General features: G+C 45.2%; 19 protein-coding genes. 8 read left to right on the forward strand and 11 right to left on the reverse strand.

Going from position 1 to position 22,137, the window contains the following annotated elements:
* The first annotated feature begins 183 nt into the window (after positions 1-183).
* Positions 184-1,311, forward strand: coding sequence for a GGDEF domain-containing protein (locus EYR97_RS16630; RefSeq protein ID WP_165478076.1), 1,128 nt, complete (start codon positions 184-186; stop codon positions 1,309-1,311).
* A 30-nt stretch (positions 1,312-1,341) separates the two neighbouring features.
* Here EYR97_RS16630 and EYR97_RS16635 read toward each other — a convergent pair whose 3' ends face one another.
* From EYR97_RS16635 to EYR97_RS16645, 3 genes are all read right to left on the reverse strand, one after another.
* Positions 1,342-2,502 carry an iron-containing alcohol dehydrogenase gene (locus tag EYR97_RS16635; protein ID WP_131094786.1) on the reverse strand — a complete coding sequence of 387 codons (1,161 nt, stop codon included), beginning with the start codon at positions 2,500-2,502 and terminating at the stop codon, positions 1,342-1,344.
* A 99-nt stretch (positions 2,503-2,601) separates the two neighbouring features.
* Positions 2,602-3,306, reverse strand: coding sequence for a ligase-associated DNA damage response endonuclease PdeM (gene pdeM / locus EYR97_RS16640; RefSeq protein ID WP_131094787.1), 705 nt, complete (start codon positions 3,304-3,306; stop codon positions 2,602-2,604).
* A gap of 4 nt (positions 3,307-3,310) precedes the next feature.
* The gene (locus EYR97_RS16645; protein WP_131094788.1) at positions 3,311-5,794 is read right to left on the reverse strand and encodes a ligase-associated DNA damage response DEXH box helicase; all 2,484 of its coding nucleotides are present in this window, start codon (positions 5,792-5,794) and stop codon (positions 3,311-3,313) included.
* 129 nt (positions 5,795-5,923) lie between these two features.
* Here EYR97_RS16645 and EYR97_RS16650 point away from each other — a divergent pair, with 129 nt between their 5' ends.
* Both EYR97_RS16650 and EYR97_RS16655 read left to right on the forward strand, forming a co-directional pair.
* A complete protein-coding gene (locus EYR97_RS16650; protein WP_131094789.1) occupies positions 5,924-6,940 on the forward strand; it encodes a ligase-associated DNA damage response exonuclease in 1,017 nt (338 codons plus the stop codon).
* Positions 6,940-8,553 (forward strand): cisplatin damage response ATP-dependent DNA ligase, encoded by a 1,614-nt coding sequence (locus tag EYR97_RS16655; protein ID WP_131094790.1) that lies wholly within the window; start codon positions 6,940-6,942, stop codon positions 8,551-8,553. The genes EYR97_RS16650 and EYR97_RS16655 overlap by 1 nt, the downstream gene beginning before the upstream one ends.
* 128 nt (positions 8,554-8,681) lie before the next feature.
* Here the strand turns inward: EYR97_RS16655 and EYR97_RS16660 are convergent, their stop codons facing one another.
* Positions 8,682-9,650 carry a carbohydrate kinase gene (locus EYR97_RS16660; protein WP_131094791.1) on the reverse strand — a complete coding sequence of 323 codons (969 nt, stop codon included), beginning with the start codon at positions 9,648-9,650 and terminating at the stop codon, positions 8,682-8,684.
* A gap of 247 nt (positions 9,651-9,897) precedes the next feature.
* On the opposite strand from EYR97_RS16660, the gene EYR97_RS16665 reads away from it, so the two are divergent.
* A complete protein-coding gene (locus EYR97_RS16665) occupies positions 9,898-11,070 on the forward strand; it encodes an ROK family transcriptional regulator (RefSeq protein WP_404840976.1) in 1,173 nt (390 codons plus the stop codon).
* An 84-nt stretch (positions 11,071-11,154) separates the two neighbouring features.
* Here EYR97_RS16665 and EYR97_RS16670 read toward each other — a convergent pair whose 3' ends face one another.
* Both EYR97_RS16670 and EYR97_RS16675 read right to left on the reverse strand, forming a co-directional pair.
* The gene (locus tag EYR97_RS16670) at positions 11,155-11,814 is read right to left on the reverse strand and encodes a glutathione S-transferase family protein (RefSeq protein ID WP_131094793.1); all 660 of its coding nucleotides are present in this window, start codon (positions 11,812-11,814) and stop codon (positions 11,155-11,157) included.
* Positions 11,814-12,422, reverse strand: coding sequence for a glutathione S-transferase family protein (locus EYR97_RS16675; protein ID WP_131094794.1), 609 nt, complete (start codon positions 12,420-12,422; stop codon positions 11,814-11,816). Before EYR97_RS16675 ends, EYR97_RS16670 begins: the two co-directional genes overlap by 1 nt.
* Positions 12,423-12,770: 348 nt before the next feature.
* Between EYR97_RS16675 and EYR97_RS16680 the strand changes: the two genes are divergently transcribed.
* The 3 genes from EYR97_RS16680 to EYR97_RS16690 are packed head-to-tail and all read left to right on the forward strand — an operon-like array spanning position 12,771 to position 15,905.
* Complete coding sequence (locus EYR97_RS16680) at positions 12,771-13,469, forward strand: DUF1080 domain-containing protein (RefSeq protein ID WP_131094795.1); 699 nt, start codon at positions 12,771-12,773, stop codon at positions 13,467-13,469.
* A complete protein-coding gene (locus EYR97_RS16685) occupies positions 13,469-15,148 on the forward strand; it encodes a GMC family oxidoreductase (RefSeq protein WP_131094796.1) in 1,680 nt (559 codons plus the stop codon). The genes EYR97_RS16680 and EYR97_RS16685 overlap by 1 nt, the downstream gene beginning before the upstream one ends.
* Position 15,149: 1 nt before the next feature.
* Positions 15,150-15,905, forward strand: coding sequence for a gluconate 2-dehydrogenase subunit 3 family protein (locus EYR97_RS16690; RefSeq protein ID WP_131094797.1), 756 nt, complete (start codon positions 15,150-15,152; stop codon positions 15,903-15,905).
* Between the two features lie 221 nt (positions 15,906-16,126).
* On the opposite strand, the gene ubiG is transcribed toward EYR97_RS16690, so the two are convergent.
* A complete protein-coding gene (ubiG, locus tag EYR97_RS16695) occupies positions 16,127-16,879 on the reverse strand; it encodes a bifunctional 2-polyprenyl-6-hydroxyphenol methylase/3-demethylubiquinol 3-O-methyltransferase UbiG (RefSeq protein ID WP_131094798.1) in 753 nt (250 codons plus the stop codon).
* A gap of 142 nt (positions 16,880-17,021) precedes the next feature.
* Between ubiG and EYR97_RS16700 the strand changes: the two genes are divergently transcribed.
* A complete protein-coding gene (locus EYR97_RS16700; protein WP_131094799.1) occupies positions 17,022-17,381 on the forward strand; it encodes a DUF2237 family protein in 360 nt (119 codons plus the stop codon).
* Positions 17,382-17,430: 49 nt separating this feature from the next.
* On the opposite strand, the gene EYR97_RS16705 is transcribed toward EYR97_RS16700, so the two are convergent.
* The 4 genes from EYR97_RS16705 to EYR97_RS16720 form a co-directional block, all read right to left on the reverse strand.
* Positions 17,431-18,861, reverse strand: a complete 1,431-nt coding sequence (locus EYR97_RS16705; protein WP_131094800.1) for an aldehyde dehydrogenase family protein — start codon at positions 18,859-18,861, stop codon at positions 17,431-17,433.
* Between the two features lie 35 nt (positions 18,862-18,896).
* Positions 18,897-20,537: an acetolactate synthase large subunit gene (locus EYR97_RS16710; protein ID WP_131094801.1), complete on the reverse strand. Its 1,641-nt coding sequence runs from the start codon at positions 20,535-20,537 to the stop codon at positions 18,897-18,899.
* A gap of 157 nt (positions 20,538-20,694) precedes the next feature.
* Positions 20,695-21,570 (reverse strand): intradiol ring-cleavage dioxygenase, encoded by an 876-nt coding sequence (locus EYR97_RS16715; RefSeq protein WP_131094802.1) that lies wholly within the window; start codon positions 21,568-21,570, stop codon positions 20,695-20,697.
* 152 nt (positions 21,571-21,722) lie between these two features.
* Positions 21,723-22,133, reverse strand: coding sequence for a DUF4112 domain-containing protein (locus EYR97_RS16720; RefSeq protein ID WP_131094803.1), 411 nt, complete (start codon positions 22,131-22,133; stop codon positions 21,723-21,725).
* Positions 22,134-22,137 lie beyond the last annotated feature (4 nt).

Below are 22,137 nucleotides of genomic sequence, written 5' to 3' on the forward strand. Positions count from 1 at the left end.
GACTTCGCACGTCGCCTTTTAACATTGGACTTTACTCATTTCATGCTGCAAAGTAATAGCCATAGTGCTATCGAAAAATCGCGAAGTGTAGAAAAGAACACAGCCCACACTTTTTCGCTTTAGACACAATAATAAAAACAACACGCTATATTATCGCTCACTATGTTACGGGCTAATGCAAGTATGTCTAAACAACCCACTAATGGTAACAATAGAGAACTGCTCGTTCGGCAATTCGTGTGTAACGACTTGTTCGCTCGCTCAAAAATAGGGCCGATCTTCTACGTTTTATCCGCACTGATTACAGGCATACTTGCAAATCTACACGACCCGCTATCGCCCATTTTTGGGGCTGCCTTGGCAATACTGATTGTTGTCGCCGTAGCAAGATTAACAACCCGCCCTCCTAAAAATGAGCCAGTGCACATTGAACAATTCATTATCAAGCATTGGTGTTTTGTAATAAGTAGTGTGGTTACCTGGTCTGCCTTTTATAGCTGGATAGTATATACGTATGGTATGAGCAGTGCGTTTCTGTTCGGATTAGTAAGCACAATTAATTTTTCAACCGCACTGGTACACCAATTCAGTCCCCAGCTAAAACGAGCAATAACATGTAGCTTGCTGTGCCTTTTGCCTAGTGTCTTAATTATGTGGTTATACCAACCATCGCTATCTATCGTTACCTTTACTTTGGCGCTCTATCTTCCTTACTTAGTCTTAACTGCGCGCAATAGTCATAAGGAATATTTTAACCATTTAGATAACAAGCTTGATCTACAAGCCGCGTTGGCAGAATTGGAGGTACTTTCTGTGACTGACGGTTTAACTGGTTTATTAAACCGACGTGAATTCAATAAACGACTCGCCGTTGCCATGAAAATTTGTCAGCGAACCCAGTCTGGCATGGGCCTTATACTGCTAGATCTAGACGATTTTAAGACTATCAATGACACATATGGCCACTCAGTCGGCGATAAATGTCTAATTCATGCTACTGCTATTTTAAAGCGTATTTTCTCACGAGAAACAGACATTATTGCTCGCGTTGGCGGCGAGGAATTTGCCGTGATTGTGCAAAGTAACAATGAAGATGAAGCCAAGCAAAGTGCCAAAAAGTTACAGGAAGTATTCGAAAACACCCCGTATATTGATAACACAGAGACAGCGTCGCTTCGCATCACTGCAAGTATTGGCATTGCTTACTATGACGGCAATGAAAGCCGAAGCGCAGAACAATTGTACATAGCGGCAGACAACGCTATGTACGATGCAAAAAATAGTGGTAAAAACAAAGTCATTACAGCGTAAGCGATTTGCCTCACATACGCTCAAGCCCCCTCATCGATACGCTTGTTGATACAAGGCTATCAAGGCGTCTTTCTCTGGTACCAAGGGGTTATTCGCGGGCGAACCGGACGCAATTGCTTGTTCTGCCATTAACGCAGTAATACTGTCATAGTGCACTTTGTCTATGCCAAATTCTGACATTGCCGGCACCCCCAACTCTTGATTGAGCTTATTTAAGAATACCATCAAAGCCTCGTGGCATGCTTTTATGTCAGCAGAGTCATCAATTAACCCCATTATTTGAGCACACGCAGCATAGCGCTGTGGTGCAGCTTCAAGTGAGTATTGGGTTACTGTGGGAAGTAGCATGGCATTACTCATACCATGTGGAACATGAAAATGAACACCAAGAGGCCTACTCATACCGTGAACCAACGCCACAGAGGCATTAGAAAAAGCAATACCTGCCATAGTTGCTCCAAGCATTACCGCTTCTTTTGCTTCATGGTCCTCGGGCGTTTTACAAGCTTTAAGTAAGTTAGGCGCTATCAAGCGCATTGCTGACATCGCTTGTTGGTCGCTAAACGGGTTTGCCTTTTTGCTCACCCACGCTTCGATGGCGTGTGTCAGTGCATCAATTCCCGTATCAGCTGCCACGCGAAACGGTACGGTAAGCGTTAATTCATAATCAATAATGGCAGCTTTAGGCATAAGGCCAGGCCCCATACACAACATTTTTTCATGGGATGCACTGTCACTGATTACCGTTACCCTAGTGCATTCAGACCCAGTGCCTGCCGTTGTTGGCACCGCAATAATAGGGATACTTTGCTGGGTGACAACGTGAGGGACTTTGTAATCGCGCATCTGCCCTCCATGACTGGCTAAAAGCGCAATGGCCTTCGCACTGTCAATGGCACTACCACCACCAAGCGCAATTAAACAATCAGCATTGTGCTGCTTGACCGATTCAACGGCAGCTACAATAGAGCTATCGTCGGGCTCTGGCATTACATTAGCAAAGACTGCCGAAGGGATTTGCTTTTCATTCAACATAGCAACAAACGTATCCACCACGCCAAGCTCTTGCATAATGGGGTCGGCAATGATGAAAGGGCGCTGGGCACCAAGTACAGAAAGCATGTCGGGTAACGCAAATCGGGCACCTGCGCCAACTTTTAACGAGGCAGGTAGTTGAATATCGGCAATCATGGCAACGCTCTTTTTTAATTTTATAAGAATGCCATCTTTTCACTTGTTGATAAATCAAGCAAGTTTGTCATTGCAAGGAGCGCCAGAACTTTTCGAAAACTATACTTTGAAAATGATTTCGTCATAAAGCATAAATGCGTTCCGCTCTTTTTTACTCAACAGCGACAACATAACCTCATCGTCTATATTTAAACCGCCGGTAAACTGCCCAAACGCTGGCATTATGAAAAGCGTGGCATTGTGAACAAAGCTTTTACCCGAGTAGCTGCGCCTAGATATGCGGGTTCGTAACTTAGGATGAAAGTGCCCTATTACTTGCGCCTTCGATTCATTTTGCTGTGGCTCGTGTCTAAACACTATGCCATCTAAATGAATTTCCTCGCATGGCTCACCCGGTATGCCCGCTGGTAATTCGGGGTCGTGATTGCCTTCAACCCACATCCATTGTCTCGTGTTATTGACTAAGTCACTCAGGTGAGACTTATCGTGTTTGGTCATGCGAGACATACTGTGCCTATCGTGAAAACTATCCCCTAAACTGATAACACGGGAAGGTTGGTAGTCTTCAAGAATACGTTCAAGGCGCAGTAACGTGGCGGTTGAATCTATATTGGGTAATGGATTACCAAAGCTACGTAAGTAACTGCCTTTTTCTAAGTGTAGATCAGACACAATCAGCCAATCGCAAGCGGGTAAATACGCAACACCTCGCGCATCTAAAAGCCATATGTGATTGGCAAATTTGGTAATACTGAGTTGTCGCTGGCGTAATTGTTGAGTAAGCCACGTATCGTTAATTGCCAATTCGCTAGCCTGCTTTATTGTCTAAAACCGTATTGCCAGATAACAGTGCACGGACTTCATCTAACATACTTTCTGCTTCTGCGTATAAATTCGCTTGCTCAATTACAGCTTGAGCGCCAGCACCTTTTATTTGCTCGCTGCGCACATCAAGTACAATGGGAATAGCCATCGGTGATGGCTTCGCTAAGTTTACCAATGTAGCGTTGTCTACATAACGAATAAGTAAGTTGGCCAATCGTTTAAGATCTAAAAGCTCCCTTTCCGCATCGGCTCTGGCAACTTTTAGTAAGATATGATCGGGGTCGTGCTCTCGCAGCGTATCGTATATTAAATCTGTTGAAAACGTCACTTGCTTCATTGTTTTTTGACTAGCGTGATAACGCTGTTCAGTAAGGCCACTGACAACAGCCACTTGCCTAAACGAACGCTTGAGCATAGGTGCATGTAGCATCCAATCCTCTAACTCATCACCTAATATATCGGGTTGAAACAAACCTTGCAGCTGATGCTGAGACACCGCATTCACTGACGCTACCGACAACCCATAATCGGTAACACTAAAACTTAGCGGCTTAACCCCCATTTTTTCCATTCTACGGGTAAGTAACATACCCAGTGTTTGATTTGCTTTGCGTCCATCAAAGGTGTAATACAAGGTGTAATACGCTTGTCTAAATGGAAACTGTTCCACCAATACTTTGCCCGGTTGGGGTAGCTGAGAAAAAGCCTCTTGCAATGTTAGCCATTCTCGCACTTGTGATGGTAGCGACTGCCACGTCTTTCTATCTGCCAACAACGCCCTTACACCGTCAGCTAGATAGGTAGATAGCGGCATTTGTCCACCGGCATAACTGGGTATTTTCGGCTCTTTCGCTTTAGCTGGTTTGGCATGCAATTGCATGTCGCGGATAGCTTCGAATTTCAGTACTTCTCCCGCAAAATAAAAAGTATCTCCCGGTGTGAGTTGCTGGGCAAAATATTCCTCCACTTCACCAATTATCTTTCCCTGATTACCTCTTCGAATACGTTTTACTTTTAAGCGGCCAGCCTCAACAATTGTGCCTATATTTTGCCGATGCCGCTGTATAACCCGTCGATTTGCCGGTGAAAAGGTACCATCCGCATTAATAGTTAAACGCTGGTAACGCTCATAAGCATTTAGCGCATTTCCTCCGTCTTGGGTAAATTGCCACAACTTGTCGAAGTCATCTCTTTCAAGACCTTGATACGGCGTGGCATTGAGTATTTGTTGGTATAAGTTGTCAGGCGTGTCAGCACTGCTACATAAGCAGTTTAGAATAAATTGGGGAATAATATCTAACGCGCCAGCTTGTGGTGATTCACCATCGAGCTCACCTTTATCGATAGCAACAATCGCCGCTTGGCATTCTAGCGCTTCGAAACGATTTGCCGGTACTAACAAGGCCTCACTGGGCTCATCAAGGCGGTGATTCGCGCGGCCAATGCGTTGCAGTAATCGGCTAACGCCTTTGGGCGCACCTACTTGGATGACCTTATCGACATTTCCCCAATCGATCCCTAATTCCAAAGCAGATGTACACACTACCGCGCGTAAGAAGCCACCTGCCATCATGGCTTCTGTTTTTCTGCGCTGCTCTTTGCTTAAACTGCCGTGATATAAAGCAATAGGGAGTGCCGCTTTATTTGCTTCCCACAGCATTTGAAATAACAACTCTGATTGCGCACGGGTATTCACAAACACCAAGGTCGTTTCTGCTTGTTCGATAGCGTGATAAATATCTTCTATCGCGTATCGCGCCATAAAGCCGCCAAATGGCATTCTAGCTTTTGAATGCAACATGTGAACGTTGGGCTTTTCCCCTGCATTTACTTTGATGATATGAGCTTGACCGTCGCTACCAGCCAGCCATGCTCCTAATGTTTCAGGAAACGCCACTGTTGCCGACAACCCAATACGTTTTACTGAAGGAGACAGCACGTTCAAGCGCGCTAATGCTAACGATAGAAAATCACCCCGTTTATTTGCCATCAAACTATGCGTTTCATCAATAATGACCCGCTTGAGTTTGCCAAAGAGCTTATCAGCGTCGGCATAACTCAGCATAAGCATTAACGATTCAGGGGTGGTCAGTAGAATGTGTGGGGGCTTTTTACGCTGACGTTGTCGCTTGTGAGAAGGTGTGTCACCTGTGCGGGTTTCAGCAGTGATAGACAACCCCATTTCTTCAATGGGTTGTAACAAGTTGCGATGAATATCCTGAGTGAGTGCTTTTAAGGGTGATATATAAAGGGTATGTAAGCCTTTAACGTCAGACTTATCAAGCTGTTGAGAAAGCTCTACTAAGCTCGGAAGAAAGCCTGATAGGGTTTTGCCCGCCCCTGTAGGTGCTATTAATAAGGTACTGTTGTGCTGGTCTTTTTCTTCCAGCATATGGCGCTGATAGTCGCGTAGTTGCCAACCTTTGTGTTTGAACCAATCTGCAAACACGGAAGGAATCATTGTCATTAGGAACTCATACACTTTTTTATCGGTTATACGTAAGACGCGCAAGAAGGTTTAACTTAATTAATTGGTCGTTTTCACTGATAACTTACGTAGTAAAGCTATCGTAATCTAATAACAAAAAGGTTTTTCGTGCACCCATCCTCTTGGTTAGAAGTTAACGATATAGGTTTGTATTGCAAGCCTGGTGACTTTTATATCGACCCTATGAACGTGGTACATACTGCACTTATCACACATGGTCACGCTGACCACGCGCGTGCAGGCCACCATACGGTTTATGCCAGTCGCGAAACCTTGGCCATAATGCAAACCCGGTATGGTGAAGACATGGCCGATACTCAGAGTGAAATAGAATTAGGGTGTGGTTTGCAGTTTAATGACGTCACCGTTACTTTTTTTCCTGCAGGGCACATCTTAGGTTCTACGCAAATTCTGATTGAATATGCAGGTTATCGGGTGGTGGTATCAGGTGATTATAAACGGCGACACGACCCGACATGCCCACCTTTTGAGGTCGTGCCATGCGATATATTTATTAGTGAAGCAACATTTGGTTTGCCTGTTTTCACCCACCCTCCTATCGAGAACGAAATCAATAAACTTTTACACTCAGTACGCGTATTTCCAAACCGCTGTCACTTAGTCGGCGCTTATGCGTTAGGCAAATGCCAACGGGTCATTCTTGCATTGCGTGACGCTGGTTATTCAAAACCCATTTACTTACATGGCGCCCAGCTAAAGCTGTGTGACTTATATCAGCAGTTTGATATCGATTTAGGTGAACTCATACCGGTCTCTGAAGTAAAGGATAAGACGGAACTTGAAGGAGAAATTGTTATAGCACCGCCATCGGCACTAGCTGATAGATGGTCGCGCAGCTTGCCAAATGTGCGCACGGTAATGGCATCAGGATGGATGCAAATTCGCGCGCGAGCAAAACAGCGCAATGTAGAACTTCCTTTAATTATTTCCGACCATTGTGATTGGCCCGAACTGCTACAAACAATCAAAGAGGTAAGCCCTAAAGAAGTGTGGGTAACCCATGGCCGAGAAGATGCCCTAATGTACCAAGCACAAAAAATGGGCTTTAAAGCCAGAGCGCTATCTCTTGTTGGATACGATGAAGATGAGCAGGGAGGCAGTTAATGGAAGCATTTAGCCATTTATTGGAACAGCTGTACTACACTGCGGGTACCAACGCAAAAGCGCAATTAATTAGAGACTACATTGCCACCGCGCCAGACCCAGATAGAGGCTGGGCTATTGCGGCAATGGCAGGCACGCTGCGCTTTGATTTTTTTAAGCGAAATACGGTAAAGAAGCTAATTACTTCTCGCATTGACCCTGAGTTATTTGCCATGAGCTATGACTATGTGGGTGAGGTGAGCGAAACTGTTGCCCATTTATGGCCGGAATATACCCCCATTAAACCACTTCCTACACTAAGCTGTATCGTTGACGACTTTGCATCAACCAGTAAGCAAAAGGTGTCCGCAACACTGGCGAGCTACTTATCTATGATGACACCTCCGCAACGTTGGGCTTTGTTAAAACTGGGCACACGAGGCTTACGGGTAGGCGTGTCAGCGCGATCAATTAAGCAAATTTTAGCTGATTACGGCAACAAAGATGTAAAAGAAATTGAAACCTTATGGCACGCGGTAAAGCCTCCCTATATTGACTTATTGCAATGGTTGGAAGGTAAGGTAGACAAGCCTGATATAAAAAACGCCGTTACCTTTCACCCTGTCATGCTCTCTCACCCAATAGAGACCAAGGATATCGACGGGTTCTCGCCGAACACATGGCAAATTGAACACAAGTATGACGGTATTCGTGTGCAACTTGCGGTCAACACACAAAAAGTGGAGCCAGAAAAAGCATTGTATTCACGTACTGGTGACGACATAAGTCATGCATTCCCAGACTTACTCGAATGCGTAACAGGCAATATGGTGCTAGATGGTGAACTACTGGTGATCCATAACGCAAAGTGTATTCAAGATGGAATGCAGACACCTGAGGTTGATACATTCAACGCCCTACAACAGCGGTTGAATAAGAAGAAACCTACCAAAGCATTACTTGAATCCCTTCCTGTTGGGCTCATTGTCTACGACATTCTCTCCCTTAATGGAGAGTCACTAACCGCTTGTTCACTTAGAACGCGACGTAACAAGTTGGAACGCTGGCTTTCCTTGGCTGCAATACCCCGCTTGTTTTTATCACCCACCTTGCGGGCTGACTCACCTGATGCCTTACGAGAACTACACAAAACAGTATGTGAAGACCGTGCAGTAGAAGGGCTAATGGTAAAGCGCCGCGAAAGTACGTACACACCCGGTAGACCCAAAGGTCAATGGTTCAAATGGAAACGCGATGCACTTACTGTTGATGCCGTTATGATGTACGCTCAGCGTGGTCACGGCAAACGCTCAAGCTTTTATTCTGATTACACCTTTGGCGCTTGGGAAGGCGACCAACTGCTACCGATAGGCAAAGCCTATTCGGGTTTCACCGATGAAGAACTCAAAAAGCTGGATAATTGGGTAAGACGCAATGCCGTGGGCCGTTTTGGCCCCGTCCGCGAGGTCAAAAAAGCCTTAGTGCTTGAAGTGGCGTTTGACGCCGTACACCCGTCCAATCGACATAAATCAGGCGTCGCGTTGCGTTTTCCGCGAATACATCGCATTCGATGGGACAAGCCCGCCACTGAAGCTGACACTCTAGACACCATTAAAGAGCTTATAGAGCACTAATCGGTTACTGGCGCTTCAAGCCTCAACGTTAAAGTTTGAGGCCTCGACTTACCGATTGATGCCTGATGATACTCATTAATGTGTATTTACCCTGCTAGCTCCCCCTATCTACCCCTATTTACCCCTAACTATCCAGCTAAGTTGGCTTGAGTAGGAAGTGCACTGAAGGCTCCGTATTGGGTTACGGTATAGGCACCACAACGGATGGCGAATGCGGTCGCCGCACTGATGTTTTCCTCATGCTGAGTCCACGCAGTAAATGCCTCGGTATTTTGCACGTGCGTCGAAACATAGTACAAAAAGCCTCCGATAAATGAGTCACCAGCTGCTGTGGTATCTTTTACATCAGCTTTAGGTGAAACCAGTGTTCCTTTAAAAGCTTTAGTGACATAGTGAATGGGCTCTCCCCCATCGGTAACCAAAACCACTTTTGCTCCGCTATCTAGCCACTGCTGAACCGCTGTATCGGCGTTGTCATCGCCGTATAAAGCACTGAGTTCTTCGCGGCTGGCTTTAATAATACTCGCTTGCTTAGCTAGGGCATCAATGCGGGCTGGCGCGTTTGCCGTGTCATCCCAAAATGCAGGGCGATAATTAATATCAAGGCAAACCAGCATGTCATTAGCACTCGCCTTATTGATAATATAATCTGTGCTAGGAATAAGCTCAGGGCCTGATACCGAGCCTGAACATAAGTGCAATATAGTGTTGGTATTGCAATCAATGGTAGATAAATCAGCTTCGGTAATATGCTTGTGCGCGGCATTGTCCACATAAAAATCAAAAGAGCGTTCGCCATGCTCATCGAGGTTAACAAACGCCAATGCGGTATTGCCTGCTTTTGTAGACCAAACAAAATCCGTGTTTACCTTGTAGTGTTCAAGCATGTCGGTTAGGAAGTTACCAAAAGTATCATCACCGACTTTTGACACCATCGCACTGTTACCCCCTAGTTGTGCCACAGCAACGGCCACATTCGCTGGTGCGCCACCCGCATAGGGCTGAAAGGGTTGCATTGCAGGCATGTCTCCGTCTTTGGGCGCAGCGCCTTGACTTAACATGTCGATAAGGACTTCACCTAAACACAAAACTTTCATACCTACCTCACTTTTAAAAACACTTTAGGTTAAATAGAACGTTAACTTTTGGTTAACGAATTATCGGGAGTATCGACCATAAATACGATTAAATCAACCGGATTGATTTAATAAATCTGTAATTTGTTCCAACTCGAGTTTGTGTATGTCACATAGTAAGAAAACGCCACTGAAAAATGAGTATAGACAACAATATTGCATATAAAGATATGGTACTCTTTAATCAACTTGGTTGACTTATATGGTTGTGGCTTTGGATTCTGCGCCTTATTTACTTAAAAACGAACGCACTGAACTTACCGATAATCGTTCAGATAACGAAAGAAATATCCTTAACCTTATTCGTCAACATAAGGCTCTACCAAAAGCGACATTGTCAAAATTGACTGGGCTTTCTGCACAATCTGCTACCGTTATTATTAAAAAGCTTGAAGCAAGTGGGCTGGTAAAACCTTTAGCACCAATTAAAGGCGGTATTGGCCAACCTAAGATCCCTTTTGGGCTGAACCCAGAAGGCGCGTTTGGTATAGGGCTTAAAGTTGGGCGACGCAACTATGAGATGACCCTAATCGATCTTGAGGGTAATGTCAGAGCCACGCGTTATGAAAGTGTTTCTTACCCCACAACGGCAGGGTTCCTCACCTTTGCAAGTAATGCGTTTCACGAAATAGTGAAGTCGCTAAATGATATACAACGACTACGCATTAGGGGTGTGGGTGTAGCGATGCCCTTCGCTATATGGAATTGGCCAATTGAAACTGGTGCACCCGAAGCCACGTTAGCCCAGTGGCAACAATTTGATATTAAATCCGAATTAGAGCGTGTTTTATCACTACCAGTGTTTGTAAAAAATGATACCGCTGCTGCATGCAGCGCAGAGATGACCTTTGGTAACTCCCAACAATGGGAGAACTATTTATACGTCTTTGTAGGCACCTTTCTTGGTGGCGCTGTGGTCATCAATAATTCGCTCCTTTCAGGTAGAACAGGTAATGCGGGTGCTATTGGCTCTTTGCCTTTTTTTGAAGGCCAGGAGCGAAAGCAGCTGATTAACCAATCTTCACTTTATTTATTAGAGCAAAGCCTTAATACAAAGGGTGAACAGGGTAAAAAGGTATATGACTCGACGTCACCCTGGCATTTTCACGAGGCGTCTATAATTGAGTGGGTAAGTGGTGCGGCGAAAGGGCTTGCCCATGCTGCTCAGTGCGCAATGAGCTTGCTCGATTTAGACGGGGTTATTGTCGATGGCGCCATACCACCAGAGATTAAAGAATCACTCATCGTCCAAACACAAGAAGCCATGTTTGCTTTAGATATGCGAGGCATTGCAAGCACCTCTATTTGCAGTGGCACAGTGGGTGCAAATGCACAATCTATAGGGAGTGCAATCCTGCCGCTTTTAGCTAACTATTACTAGAGCATGTCGACCTATGTCCGCCTAACGTACGGCGGACGTAAAAACTATCTCAACACGCTCTATGCTTTGGGGTATTAATCGCCGCTAACGGGTAACCACGTTTTTCGCACCTTTGATCAACGCTTCTTTATCAATTTTATTTGGTACTTCAACACCTCGACGCGCTGCAGGCCGCGCCTCTATACTGTTTTTCCAACGAATTAAGTTATCTAACCCATCAATACTCACACCAGACCATTCATAGGTTCTAACCCAACACCAATTCGCCATATCGGCAATGGAATAGTCATCAACTAGGTATTCATGGTTCGCCAAATGCCCATCAAGTACAGTGAATAAACGGCGAACTTCGTTCTGATATCTGTCGATAGCAATTTGGATTTTCTCTTCCAAATAACGATGAAACACATTGGCTTGACCCATCATGGGCCCAACGCCTCCCATTTGAAACATCAACCACTGAATGACTTTGCTTCTCTCTTTTGCCGATACGGGTAAAAACTGCCCCGTTTTTTCTGCCAGATAAATCATGATGGCGCCAGACTCAAACACAACATGATCATCTTCGTCCCGATCTACAATAACAGGGATTCTTCCGTTGGGGTTCATCGCCAGAAACTCTGGGGTCTTTTGCTCCCCTTTCATCAAGTTGACGCTGTGCGCTGTGTAATCTAAACCCATTTCTTCTAGGGCTACCGACGCCTTCCAACCGTTTGGGGTTGCTGCAGTGTATAAATCTATCATTAGGCTTTTGCACTCGCTCTGTTACTTACTGCCTTGTACCAACGGGCAAGGCTAGTTTGTTCTTCTTTTAGTCGAATATCTACAACACGGGCAAAATCAAGAGCACACAATGCAGTAATATCAGCAATACTAAACGTGTCGCCAGCAATAAACTCTTTTACTGCTAGTCGACGCTCTAAAATATTGAGGTATTTAGACGCGTTGATACCCGCTTCTTTTCCGTATTCAGGCACTGGAACCATGCGATCTTTAAAATACCCGGTGGTGTGCTGAAAACACATGCCTACCTGCATCATGAAAGCGAATTCAACCTGTCGCTGCCACATAGAGATCGTAGCCTTTTCTACGGGGGTTGTGCCCATCAATGGCGGCTCTGGCTGCAATGCTTCAAAGTATGTACAAATAGCATCAGTCTCAGCAATGCAAGTTCCATCATCTAGTTCAAGAATAGGGATCTTTCCAAGAGGATTTTTCGCTCGCATTTCAGCAGTCAGGTTTTCGCCTTTTTGGATATCAACTTGAACATAATCGACATCAATCCCCTTTTCGGCAAGAAACATGCGAACGCGTCGCGGGTTAGGGGCAGTCTTCGTTTCGTAAATTTTCATACTCTGTCGCTCTCCACAGGCAGTAAGCGTTTAATTATTATTAAGCTAGATTAGTAATACATGCCAATGCATTCAAATCACTTACGATACCAGTAAGACTATTCAGTCGTTTTATGGTTATACCTCTGTGATTCATGTAGCTATGTGGCACTGATTTGGCACTACTTTTCTCTATGGTCGTTCAACAGATTGTTTGTAGGTTTCCTCCCGTACATGTGGCAGCTCTTCTTGGCTTTGATAAAGTAAATAAGTTGTTAACATACATCACTGCATGTCACTATGACGCAATCTGATAAATAGAAAATCCATAACAAAAACAGCGAAACAATAATAATAACTGAGGGAATTATGAAAGCGCTTACCACCATTGCGACACTCTTTCTGCTAAGTAGTGTCGTTACAACAACACTGGCACAGGACAATACACTGAGTACACAGGAAAAGGCCGAAGGCTGGAGTCTCCTGTTCGACGGTAAAACCATGTCTCATTGGCGCAACTTCAAACAACAAGGCCTCAACGACGGCTGGGTTATCGATAGTGGTGCGATGAAACTGACCAAAGCGGGTGCGGGCGACATTATCACCAAAGACAAATACACCGATTTTGAATTCACTATTGATTGGAAGATTTCTGAGGGTGGCAACAGTGGCATTTTGCTGCTTGCTGACGAGCAAGGCGACCATGTGTACTCTCACGCGCCGGAGGTACAGATCCTCGATAACGAAAAAGCGCACGACAATAAAATTGATACCCATTTGGCTGGTTCTCTTTACGACATGGTAGCGGTACATAAATCTGCGCAAAAGCCTGCGGGTGAATGGAATACTACACGAGTACATTTAAAAGATGGGCTATTGCAGGTATGGCAAAACGACGTAATGACAACCAACCTAGTAATGGGTAGTTCAACTTGGAATAAGCTGGTAGCGGCCAGTAAATTTGCTACTTGGGATGGCTTTGGCGCGAACGAATCAGGGCATTTTGGCTTGCAGGATCACGGCAATGTAGTGTGGTTTAAGAACATTAAAGTGAGGGAGTTGAAGTAATGGATGATTTTGATTACCACGCCGTTGTGGTTGGTTCAGGTGCCGGTGGTGCAATGGCTGCTTATGAGCTAACGCGCCAAGGCATAAAGGTTCTGCTGCTCGAAGCGGGACGAGATTACGACCCGAAAACTGAAACTCCCATGTTTAAGACCAATCATGAGGCACCACTACTAGGAAGCAGCAACAAGGATAAGAATTTCGGTTTTTACGATGCAACTGTCGATGGCGGCTGGCAAGTACCGGATGAACCTTACACCACGGCAGAAGGTTCTGAATTCATGTGGTGGCGTGCCCGTATGCTCGGTGGTCGAACGAATCACTGGGGGCGTTACTCTTTGCGCTTTTCACATCATGACTTTAAAGGTAAAAGCCGTGATGGTTTGGGCGCAGACTGGCCATTCGAATATGATGACATTGCCCCGTGGTATGATAAAACGGAAAAGCTTGTTGGTGTATGTGGCGCAAATACGGACCATGAAGACATGCCGCACTCTGCGCCTGGCGTTTTACAAGAACCACCTAAGCCGCGGGTCACAGAATTATTAGTTGCTGCCGCTGCGGGAAAAGAAGGGATCCGTGCGGTTCCCATGCATCGTGCGGTGCTAACAAAGTCTCAAGATATTCGCCAAAAGTGCTTTTATGCCACGCCATGTGGTCACGGCTGTTCTATAGGTGCAGCATTTCAAACCACCACATCACTGATCCCACTGGCTAAACAAACGGGTAATCTTAAAGTGATAACTGATGCCATGGTCAGAACCGTTGATACCGATAGCGATGGTCAGGTTACAGGCCTTACTTATGTCGACAAAAACACAGGAAAAGACATCAAGTTATTATCGAAAGTGGTCATTCTGGCTGCCAGTTCTTGTGAATCGGCCCGTATTCTTCTGAATTCAAAAACGGATGTGCATCCAGCAGGCTTGGCAAACTCCAGTGGTCAGGTAGGTCGTAATTTGATGGATTCTACCGGTGCAGGTATTGGCGCATACATACCAGCGTTGCGTAACCGCCCTCGTTATAACGAAGATGGTCACACGGCCAATCACTTATTTATTCCTTGGTGGGGTCATGATGCGCAAGCCAAAGGCGAACTGGATTTCCCTCGAGGCTATCACTTTGAGATTGGCAGCGGCTTTCGCGAGCCAGGCTCTTGGGTTGCAGGTGACTTTCAAGGCTATGGGTTGTCGGTAAAAGAGGAAGCACGTGCTGCTTACGGTAGCTACATCAGTTTCGCGCTACGTGGCGAAATGCTACCTAATGACGACTGCTATATGGAAATTGATGACGAGGTGACTGATAAGTGGGGCATTCCGGTGGCCAAATTCCATTGGAAATTTTCAGAACATGAAATAAACCAAGTGAAACACGGCCTGGAAACAGCGAAAAAGATTTTCGCCAATATGGGCGCTGATGTAGGTGATCTGCCTGCCCCCGAAGATGCCATTCTTAAAGGTGGGCAGATTATTCATGAAGTCGGTGCCACACGTATGGGAGAAGACCCAGCCGACTCGGTTACCAACCAATGGGGACAAACCTGGGATTGCCCTAACCTGTTTGTAATGGACGCCGGTACTTTTGCCTCTAATCCGCACAAGAACTGCACCCTGACCATATTAACTTTGGCTATGCGCAACGCCGATTGGTTAGCAGGGCAAATCAAACAAGGAGCGCTTTAAGATGAGTAACAACAATCAACAGCGCATTTATGTACCACAGATGTCTCGCCGAGATTCCCTTAAATGGTTAGGCGCACTGGCCGCAACAACTGCGGTTCCAGGCTTGGTAGCATGCTCTGATGCCGTACCGGTAAAACAAACCACTGGCACGATTACAGGTCACTGGCCAGAATTGAAACTTACGCCAATATCGGCAGCAGGTTATGGTACTGACCCGAATTTGATCATGCCACCTGCTACGCCTTGGCCACGCACGCTTACGACTGCGCAATTAGATACTGTAGCAGTGCTCTGCGACTGGATCATCCCAAGTGAAGGCAGTAATCCTTCAGCCACACAGGTTAAAGTACCTGATGTAATTGATGAGTGGGTTAGTGCACCTTACGATGGTCAGCAACGCGACAGAGAAACTATTTTTCACCTTCTAGCATGGCTTGACGATGAAGCTAAATTACATGGCGCAAAAAGTTTTATTGCACTGACAGATGAAAAGCAGCAATCCATACTGGACGCCATCGCCACTCGCGACGACAACATACAGGGGGCATATACTCGCCCTGCCGATGCATTTTCCCGTTACCGTGCATTAGTGTTGGCTGGATATTTCAGCTCGCCACAAGGCAGAAAGGATATTGGTTTTAAAGGTAACGTAGCCATTGGCGGCGATTACCCAGGGCCAAGCGAAGAAGCTAGGGCGCATATTAACAAGGTAATCGATGATCTTGGTTTAAGTGAGTACGCTTATCCAGATTATTGATTCTGAATCAAAAAACCCTGCTTGCTTTAAGTGCTCGCTTTATATGAAAGCTTAATATGAGCACTTCATTGTTCCTGCAGGTTTTTTTCACCTTTTTGACTATAGCCCACATGAACCGTCGCCACTTTCACCGTAGACCAAGTAAGGCCCGACATTCGCGTACATTTCTGCGAGAGCTATAACTAAAACCAATTAGCAAAGGTCAGCACAATCTAAAAACCTCAGCGTTTTCGTGCGTAAGCTTGAATGTAGTTAACGGCAAGGCTCGATGTAGGTTTCCATTTTCCACTCAGCGGATTAAGTTTCAGCCCCTCTTCGTAGCACAATGAGAATTCGTCACCAACCCAATGATTAAGCGTTTGAGGTGTCACAAATTTTTTCCAATCATGGGTTCCTACAGGCAAATAACGCATCACGTATTCTGCGCCGACAATCGCGATAACAAAGCTTTTCAGGGTTTTATTTAAGGTAGCAAGGACAAGCAAGCCACCCGGTGCAACCAAAGCTTTGCAGTCTTCTATCAAACCCTGTTGATCAGGTACATGTTCCACCACTTCTGCGTTTATAACTACATCAAACTGTTTACCTTCAGCCACCATTTCGCTAGATAGCATATGCCTGTAGTCTACATTTATATTTTGTTTTTCTGCATGACGAGTAGCGACTTCTACGCTTACCGCACTGGCGTCTATACCTGTCACCTGCGCCCCCAATTGAGCAAGTGGCTCGCTAATCAAACCACCACCGCTGCCAATATCAACAATAGAAAGTGTGTTATACCCATCCGTACTGTGATTAATACCAAAATGCCTATCTATTATGCTTTTGATAATACTCAATCGAGCTTGATTAAAGGCAAGTGCCGTTTTGTACTGGCCATTTGGGTCCCACCAGCTTTCTGCAAGTGCATCAAATCGAGCTACTTCTTCATTTGATACATTAAGCTTTGCCGATTTGCGGCTTTTATCGAGCATCTGTTTTTATCTCCATTGCTTACACTGTGTGTCACAATTCGCTTTATATTCAAAGTGACGCCATGAAATACCGCAAAATAGTATTTATAACCTAAATATTGTTATTCTTAGATATATTACGTAGTCGTGGAGGTATTCGATTTTGGCCAATGCAAAAAATGTCTATGGACGTCCGCTTCAATTATGCTGTGGTAATACAGGGTTCACACGAGAGGGCTTTTGTTATGTTCCCGATGCAGACATTGGCAACCATAGTGTATGCGCCGTTGTGACAGATGAATTTCTACAGTTTTCGTTACGACAGGGAAATGACTTAATAACGCCATGGCCGAGTATGGAGTTTCCGGGGCTACTAGCAGGGGACAGGTGGTGCCTATGCGCAGCGCGTTGGCTACAAGCTTATGAAGCAGGCGTAGCGCCCAAGATACGCCTAGAGGCGACCCATGAAAAAGCGTTAGATATCATTCCGCTTGCCCTACTAGAAGAATACGCGGCTGATTAGCCGCGCCAGTATATAATCGACGCGACTTTTTAGCACATACATCACATATTTACTGTGGTGTGCGTATGACCATTAGACGGGTTTCGGTCATATCTTCAATAGCATATCGAATACCTTCACGTCCTAGGCCTGAGTCTTTAACACCGCCATAGGGCATGTTGTCTACGCGCCAGCTTGGTACGTCGCCTATGACTACGCCACCAACGTCTAGCACGTCCCATGCTTTATGGGCTTTATAGATATCTCGCGTAAAGATACCCGCTTGTAAACCATAGCGGCTGTTGTTGACTTCTTCGAGGGCATCATCGTAGTTATCAAATGGCTCTAGGATGGATAAAGGCCCAAATGCTTCTTCGGCACTGGCATCACATTCCTTAGGTACATTTTCCATTACGGTGGCTTCTAGCATTGCGCCATCTCGCGTGCCACCACAAAGCACAGTCGCGCCCTGTTCTTTTGCCTCTTCAATCCATCCGTGCAAACGAGATGCTTCACTTTCAGATATCATTGGCCCAATAAACGTATCTTCATTGAACGGGTCGCCTGATACTAACGCACTGACTTTCTGTACATAACGTGTTTTAAAGGTATCGTAAATGCTGCGGTGCACCAACAAGCGCTGCACACTGATGCAACTTTGCCCTGATTGGTAATAGGCACCAACGATGGCACGCTCAATAGCATCGTCGATATCAGCATCTTCATCGACAATACACGCAGCGTTTCCGCCTAGCTCGAGTACTACAGGCTTCTTGCCCGCTTTGGCTTTCAATGCCCAACCTACATCCGGTGACCCTGTAAAGCTCAATAGTTTCAGTCTGTCATCGGTGGTAAATAAGTCGGCCCCATCTCGGCTGCAAGGCAATATAGAAAACGCACCTTTAGGCAAATCAGTTTCAGCGAGGATCTCACCAATAATCAACGCGCCAATGGGGGTTCGTGATGCCGGTTTAAGCACAAATGTACACCCAGCAGCAATCGCTGGTGCCACTTTGTGTGCGGCTAAATTAAGCGGGAAGTTGAAAGGTGAAATAAAAGAGCAAGGACCGATAGGCACCTTTTTCGTCATGCCCTGATAACCTTTAGCCCGTGCTGAAATCTCTAAATTAACCACTTCACCATTAATACGCACCGATTCTTCAGCAGCAATTTTGAAGGTATCTATTAGACGACTCACTTCACCTTTGGCATCTTTGATTGGTTTACCCGCTTCTATACACAATGCGTGGGCAAGTTCATCTGCACGCTCTGTAAAGCGCTTAACACAATATTCCAATACGGCTTGTCTCTCATACGGAGCCATCGCTGTCATCGCTGGCTGAGCTTGCTCCGCAGCGGCAATCGCTTTATCTATTGTTTCAGCATCAGCTACCGCCACTCTTGTGGCAACTTCGCCTGTGTACTTGTTAGTAACATCAAGATCGGTATTGGCATAGTACGCTTCGCTGGCTAAGTAATAAGGATAGCTATCCTTTAACATAATTCGGCTCCTTTCAGTTGTCTTTGCATCTGTTTTTATAATTTTTGGCTAAGTGCTTTGATTGTGTGATTAAGTGTTTCGTCATTCATACTGTAATCTACCGGGCAGTCAATAACGTGTACGCCTGGCGTATTAATGCAGCTTTCTAGCATGGGAATAAGCACATCGGTATCATCCACTCGCCATCCTTGGGCACCATAACTTTGTGCATATTTGACGAAATTTGGATTGCCGTAATCCAGTCCAAATTCGTCAAACTGCATATTGGCCTGCTTCCATTTGATCATGCCATAAGCATCGTCCCGTAAAATAATGACAACAAGGTCGAGCTTTAACCTCACAGCAGTTTCAATTTCTTGGCTGTTCATCATAAAGCCGCCGTCTCCACAAACACTTACGACAGGCACATCTGGTTTTACAAGTTTGGCAGCAATGGCTGATGGAAGACCCGCTCCCATAGTGGCAAGCGCATTGTCGAGCAACAAGGTATTAGGGTGATAAGCTGGATAATTTCTGGCGAACCAAATTTTATAGACACCGTTGTCTAAGGTCACGATGCCATTTTCAGGCATTACTTTGCGAATATCCCTCACAAAACGTTCAGGTAGTATAGGAAAACGGCTATCATCTTCCGCCTCCGCACGGTGCTTAACATAAGCTTCGTGTACGTCTTGGTAGAAGTCTAATTTCCAATCAGGCTGTGGTGTTATGCCTTCTTTAATTTGCCAAATACTATTGGCGATATCACCAACAACTTCCGCTTGAGGGAAATAAACAGGGTCTACAGCTGCGGGTTCAAAATTGACGTGTATGACTTTTTTATCGTCATTGAGCATGAAAAATGGCGGCTTCTCCACCACATCATGCCCCACATTGATAATAAGGTCAGCCCGTTGTATTGCCCGATGTACAAAGTCGCCATCGGATAACGCGGTATTTCCAGCAAAACGTGAATCGCTTTCATTCAATACACCTTTACCCATTTGGGTGGTAACAAAAGGAATACCCGTTTTATCTACAAACTCGCGCAACATTTTTGCAGTAAGCTTTCTGTTCGCCCCAGCACCAATTAGTAATAAGGGCGACTGCGCTTTTTCTATCATTGAGATAGCGCAAGCTATGGCTTTGTATTCGGCAATGGGGCGTCTGGTTGCGCTAGGCGCCAAAAGTGGCGCAGAGGTTTGCTCTGCTGCAATGTCTTCAGGCAATTCAATGTGCACAGCCCCTGGACGTTCTTCATGAGCTAGGCGAAACGCTTCGCGAATAGTAGAGGGAATGCGATCACCGCTCACGATTTGGCTAGTGAACTTAGTAATCGGGCGCATCATGTCCACGATATCGATAACCTGAAATCGCCCTTGTTTACTGGTTTTAATTGGCTTTTGCCCAGTGATCATTAGCATTGGCATAGCACCTAATTGGGCATAAGCTGCTGGGGTAACTAAATTAGTTGCACCGGGGCCAAGGGTGGACAAGCAAACACCTACTTTTCCAGTAAGGCGGCCGTAGGTTGCAGCCATAAAACCTGCACCTTGTTCGTGACGAGTAAGGATAAGTTTTATGGAGGATGAACGAAGTGATTCAAGTAAATCGAGGTTTTCTTCTCCGGGAATACCAAAAATGTATTCCACACCTTCAGCTTCTAAAGCTTTAACGAATAAGTCTGACGCTTTCATGTACTGCACACTCCTTTGTAAAGTGTTGGTAAAATTGACGCGCTTAGTTTGTTGTTATTGCTACGGGTGTAATCTTAAAAACGATTTAACTTTAATAAAAAATGCCTGCGAGATGCAGGCATAGTCAACATAGATGATATTCAAATATATTGCGAGCTTACTGGGTTACCATAATACGCTTATATGCCAGAAGAGAACCATCGTCATTTTGAATTACATTGAATAGATAGTCGTTATAGTCATTACCGAATACAGTGTCTTGCCCAAGTAATGTATCCGGTTCACCTCGCGAACTATAATCTACATGATTAGCACAAATAGCATTACAAAAGCTGTCCTCAAAGCCGAATTGGGAAATTAGCTGGTCATTGTTATTGTTTCGAATTCGAAAGTGGACATGAATAGCTCTACTGCTATACCAACCAGGAAAGCAACTTTTCAGGTTAATTCGGCCACTGGAATCAGTAACCCCAATTCCTCGAAACCATGCAGAATTGAGTGCTCCAGAATTATTGCCTGTACAAAACGAACTATTGAATCTGCTACTGTCTGCACTGCTGCTTGTGTCTCCTGAATACAAACCATTGACATCGCAATGCCATACTTCAATTTCATAACCTGACAATGGATTACAGTTTTCGTCAGTTAGTTGAAGGCATAACATCATAGGCAGGCCAGTTTGTTCGAAAGAGATATCATCTAAATAGCTACTTTGAAAGTAGCAAGGACCTTCTGTTTGAGATCCCGTCAATGCGACGGTACACACGCCGGCAGTATCGAACAAAGAATCGTCGGGAAAGTCAGCGTACATTGATGCTGTCCCGCCACTAGCCCAATTGTCGTAATCGCTCGTACTTCCATCAGAACCGGAGCTAGTATCACTTGAGTCTTGAGTTCCTGAAGAGATATCAACACTTTCCGTTCCCCCACACCCCCACAAAGAGGCCGTAATAGGTATCAACGACAGGCCTGCCGCAGTTTTAATGAAACCCCGTCTATTGGTATTAATTTGATGAATGGAATTTTTTGCCATCGTTATTTCCTCGCCATACAGAATTGTATGATGGGACGGTGATGAGAACGCAGTAGTTCTCCAAAAAAGATGACTTTACACAGACTTTACGAAGGCTTTACGGTACTGACAGACACTTTGATGCAAAAACGTACTGCAAAGGTCAACACGCTCTAGCTATTCTGTTGTTTTTCCCACGCTTCAAGTGCCTGTTGAGTGGCAGCATCCACGTTCGCCTTATTCTCACTTATCCACCAACGTTCCATAATGCGTACGTTCTTTTGATTGGCTTTGTAAAAGATATCCGCAATGTCACCGACTAGTGGAATAAAGCCCAGACCAAAGTCGATGGCAGAGTTTTTTACCATTTGCGCAATCAAAAGCTTAGGCATACCTAAAGATTTACCCAGCCAGATGATGCGCAGTGATACCAACAACATTAGTGCATCACCGGCGCCAGGAATTAAACCTATAAGTGAATCTAAACCAATCCGCACTGGTACAAGAGGTAATTTGACGGCCGTGTCTAACAAATTTGCCATTTTTTGGGCTTTCAGCAGAGCTTTTGGCGCTTTCACGTCCATGTAT

The organism is Alteromonas sp. KUL42, assembly GCF_006538325.1.
Classification (GTDB): domain Bacteria; phylum Pseudomonadota; class Gammaproteobacteria; order Enterobacterales; family Alteromonadaceae; genus Alteromonas.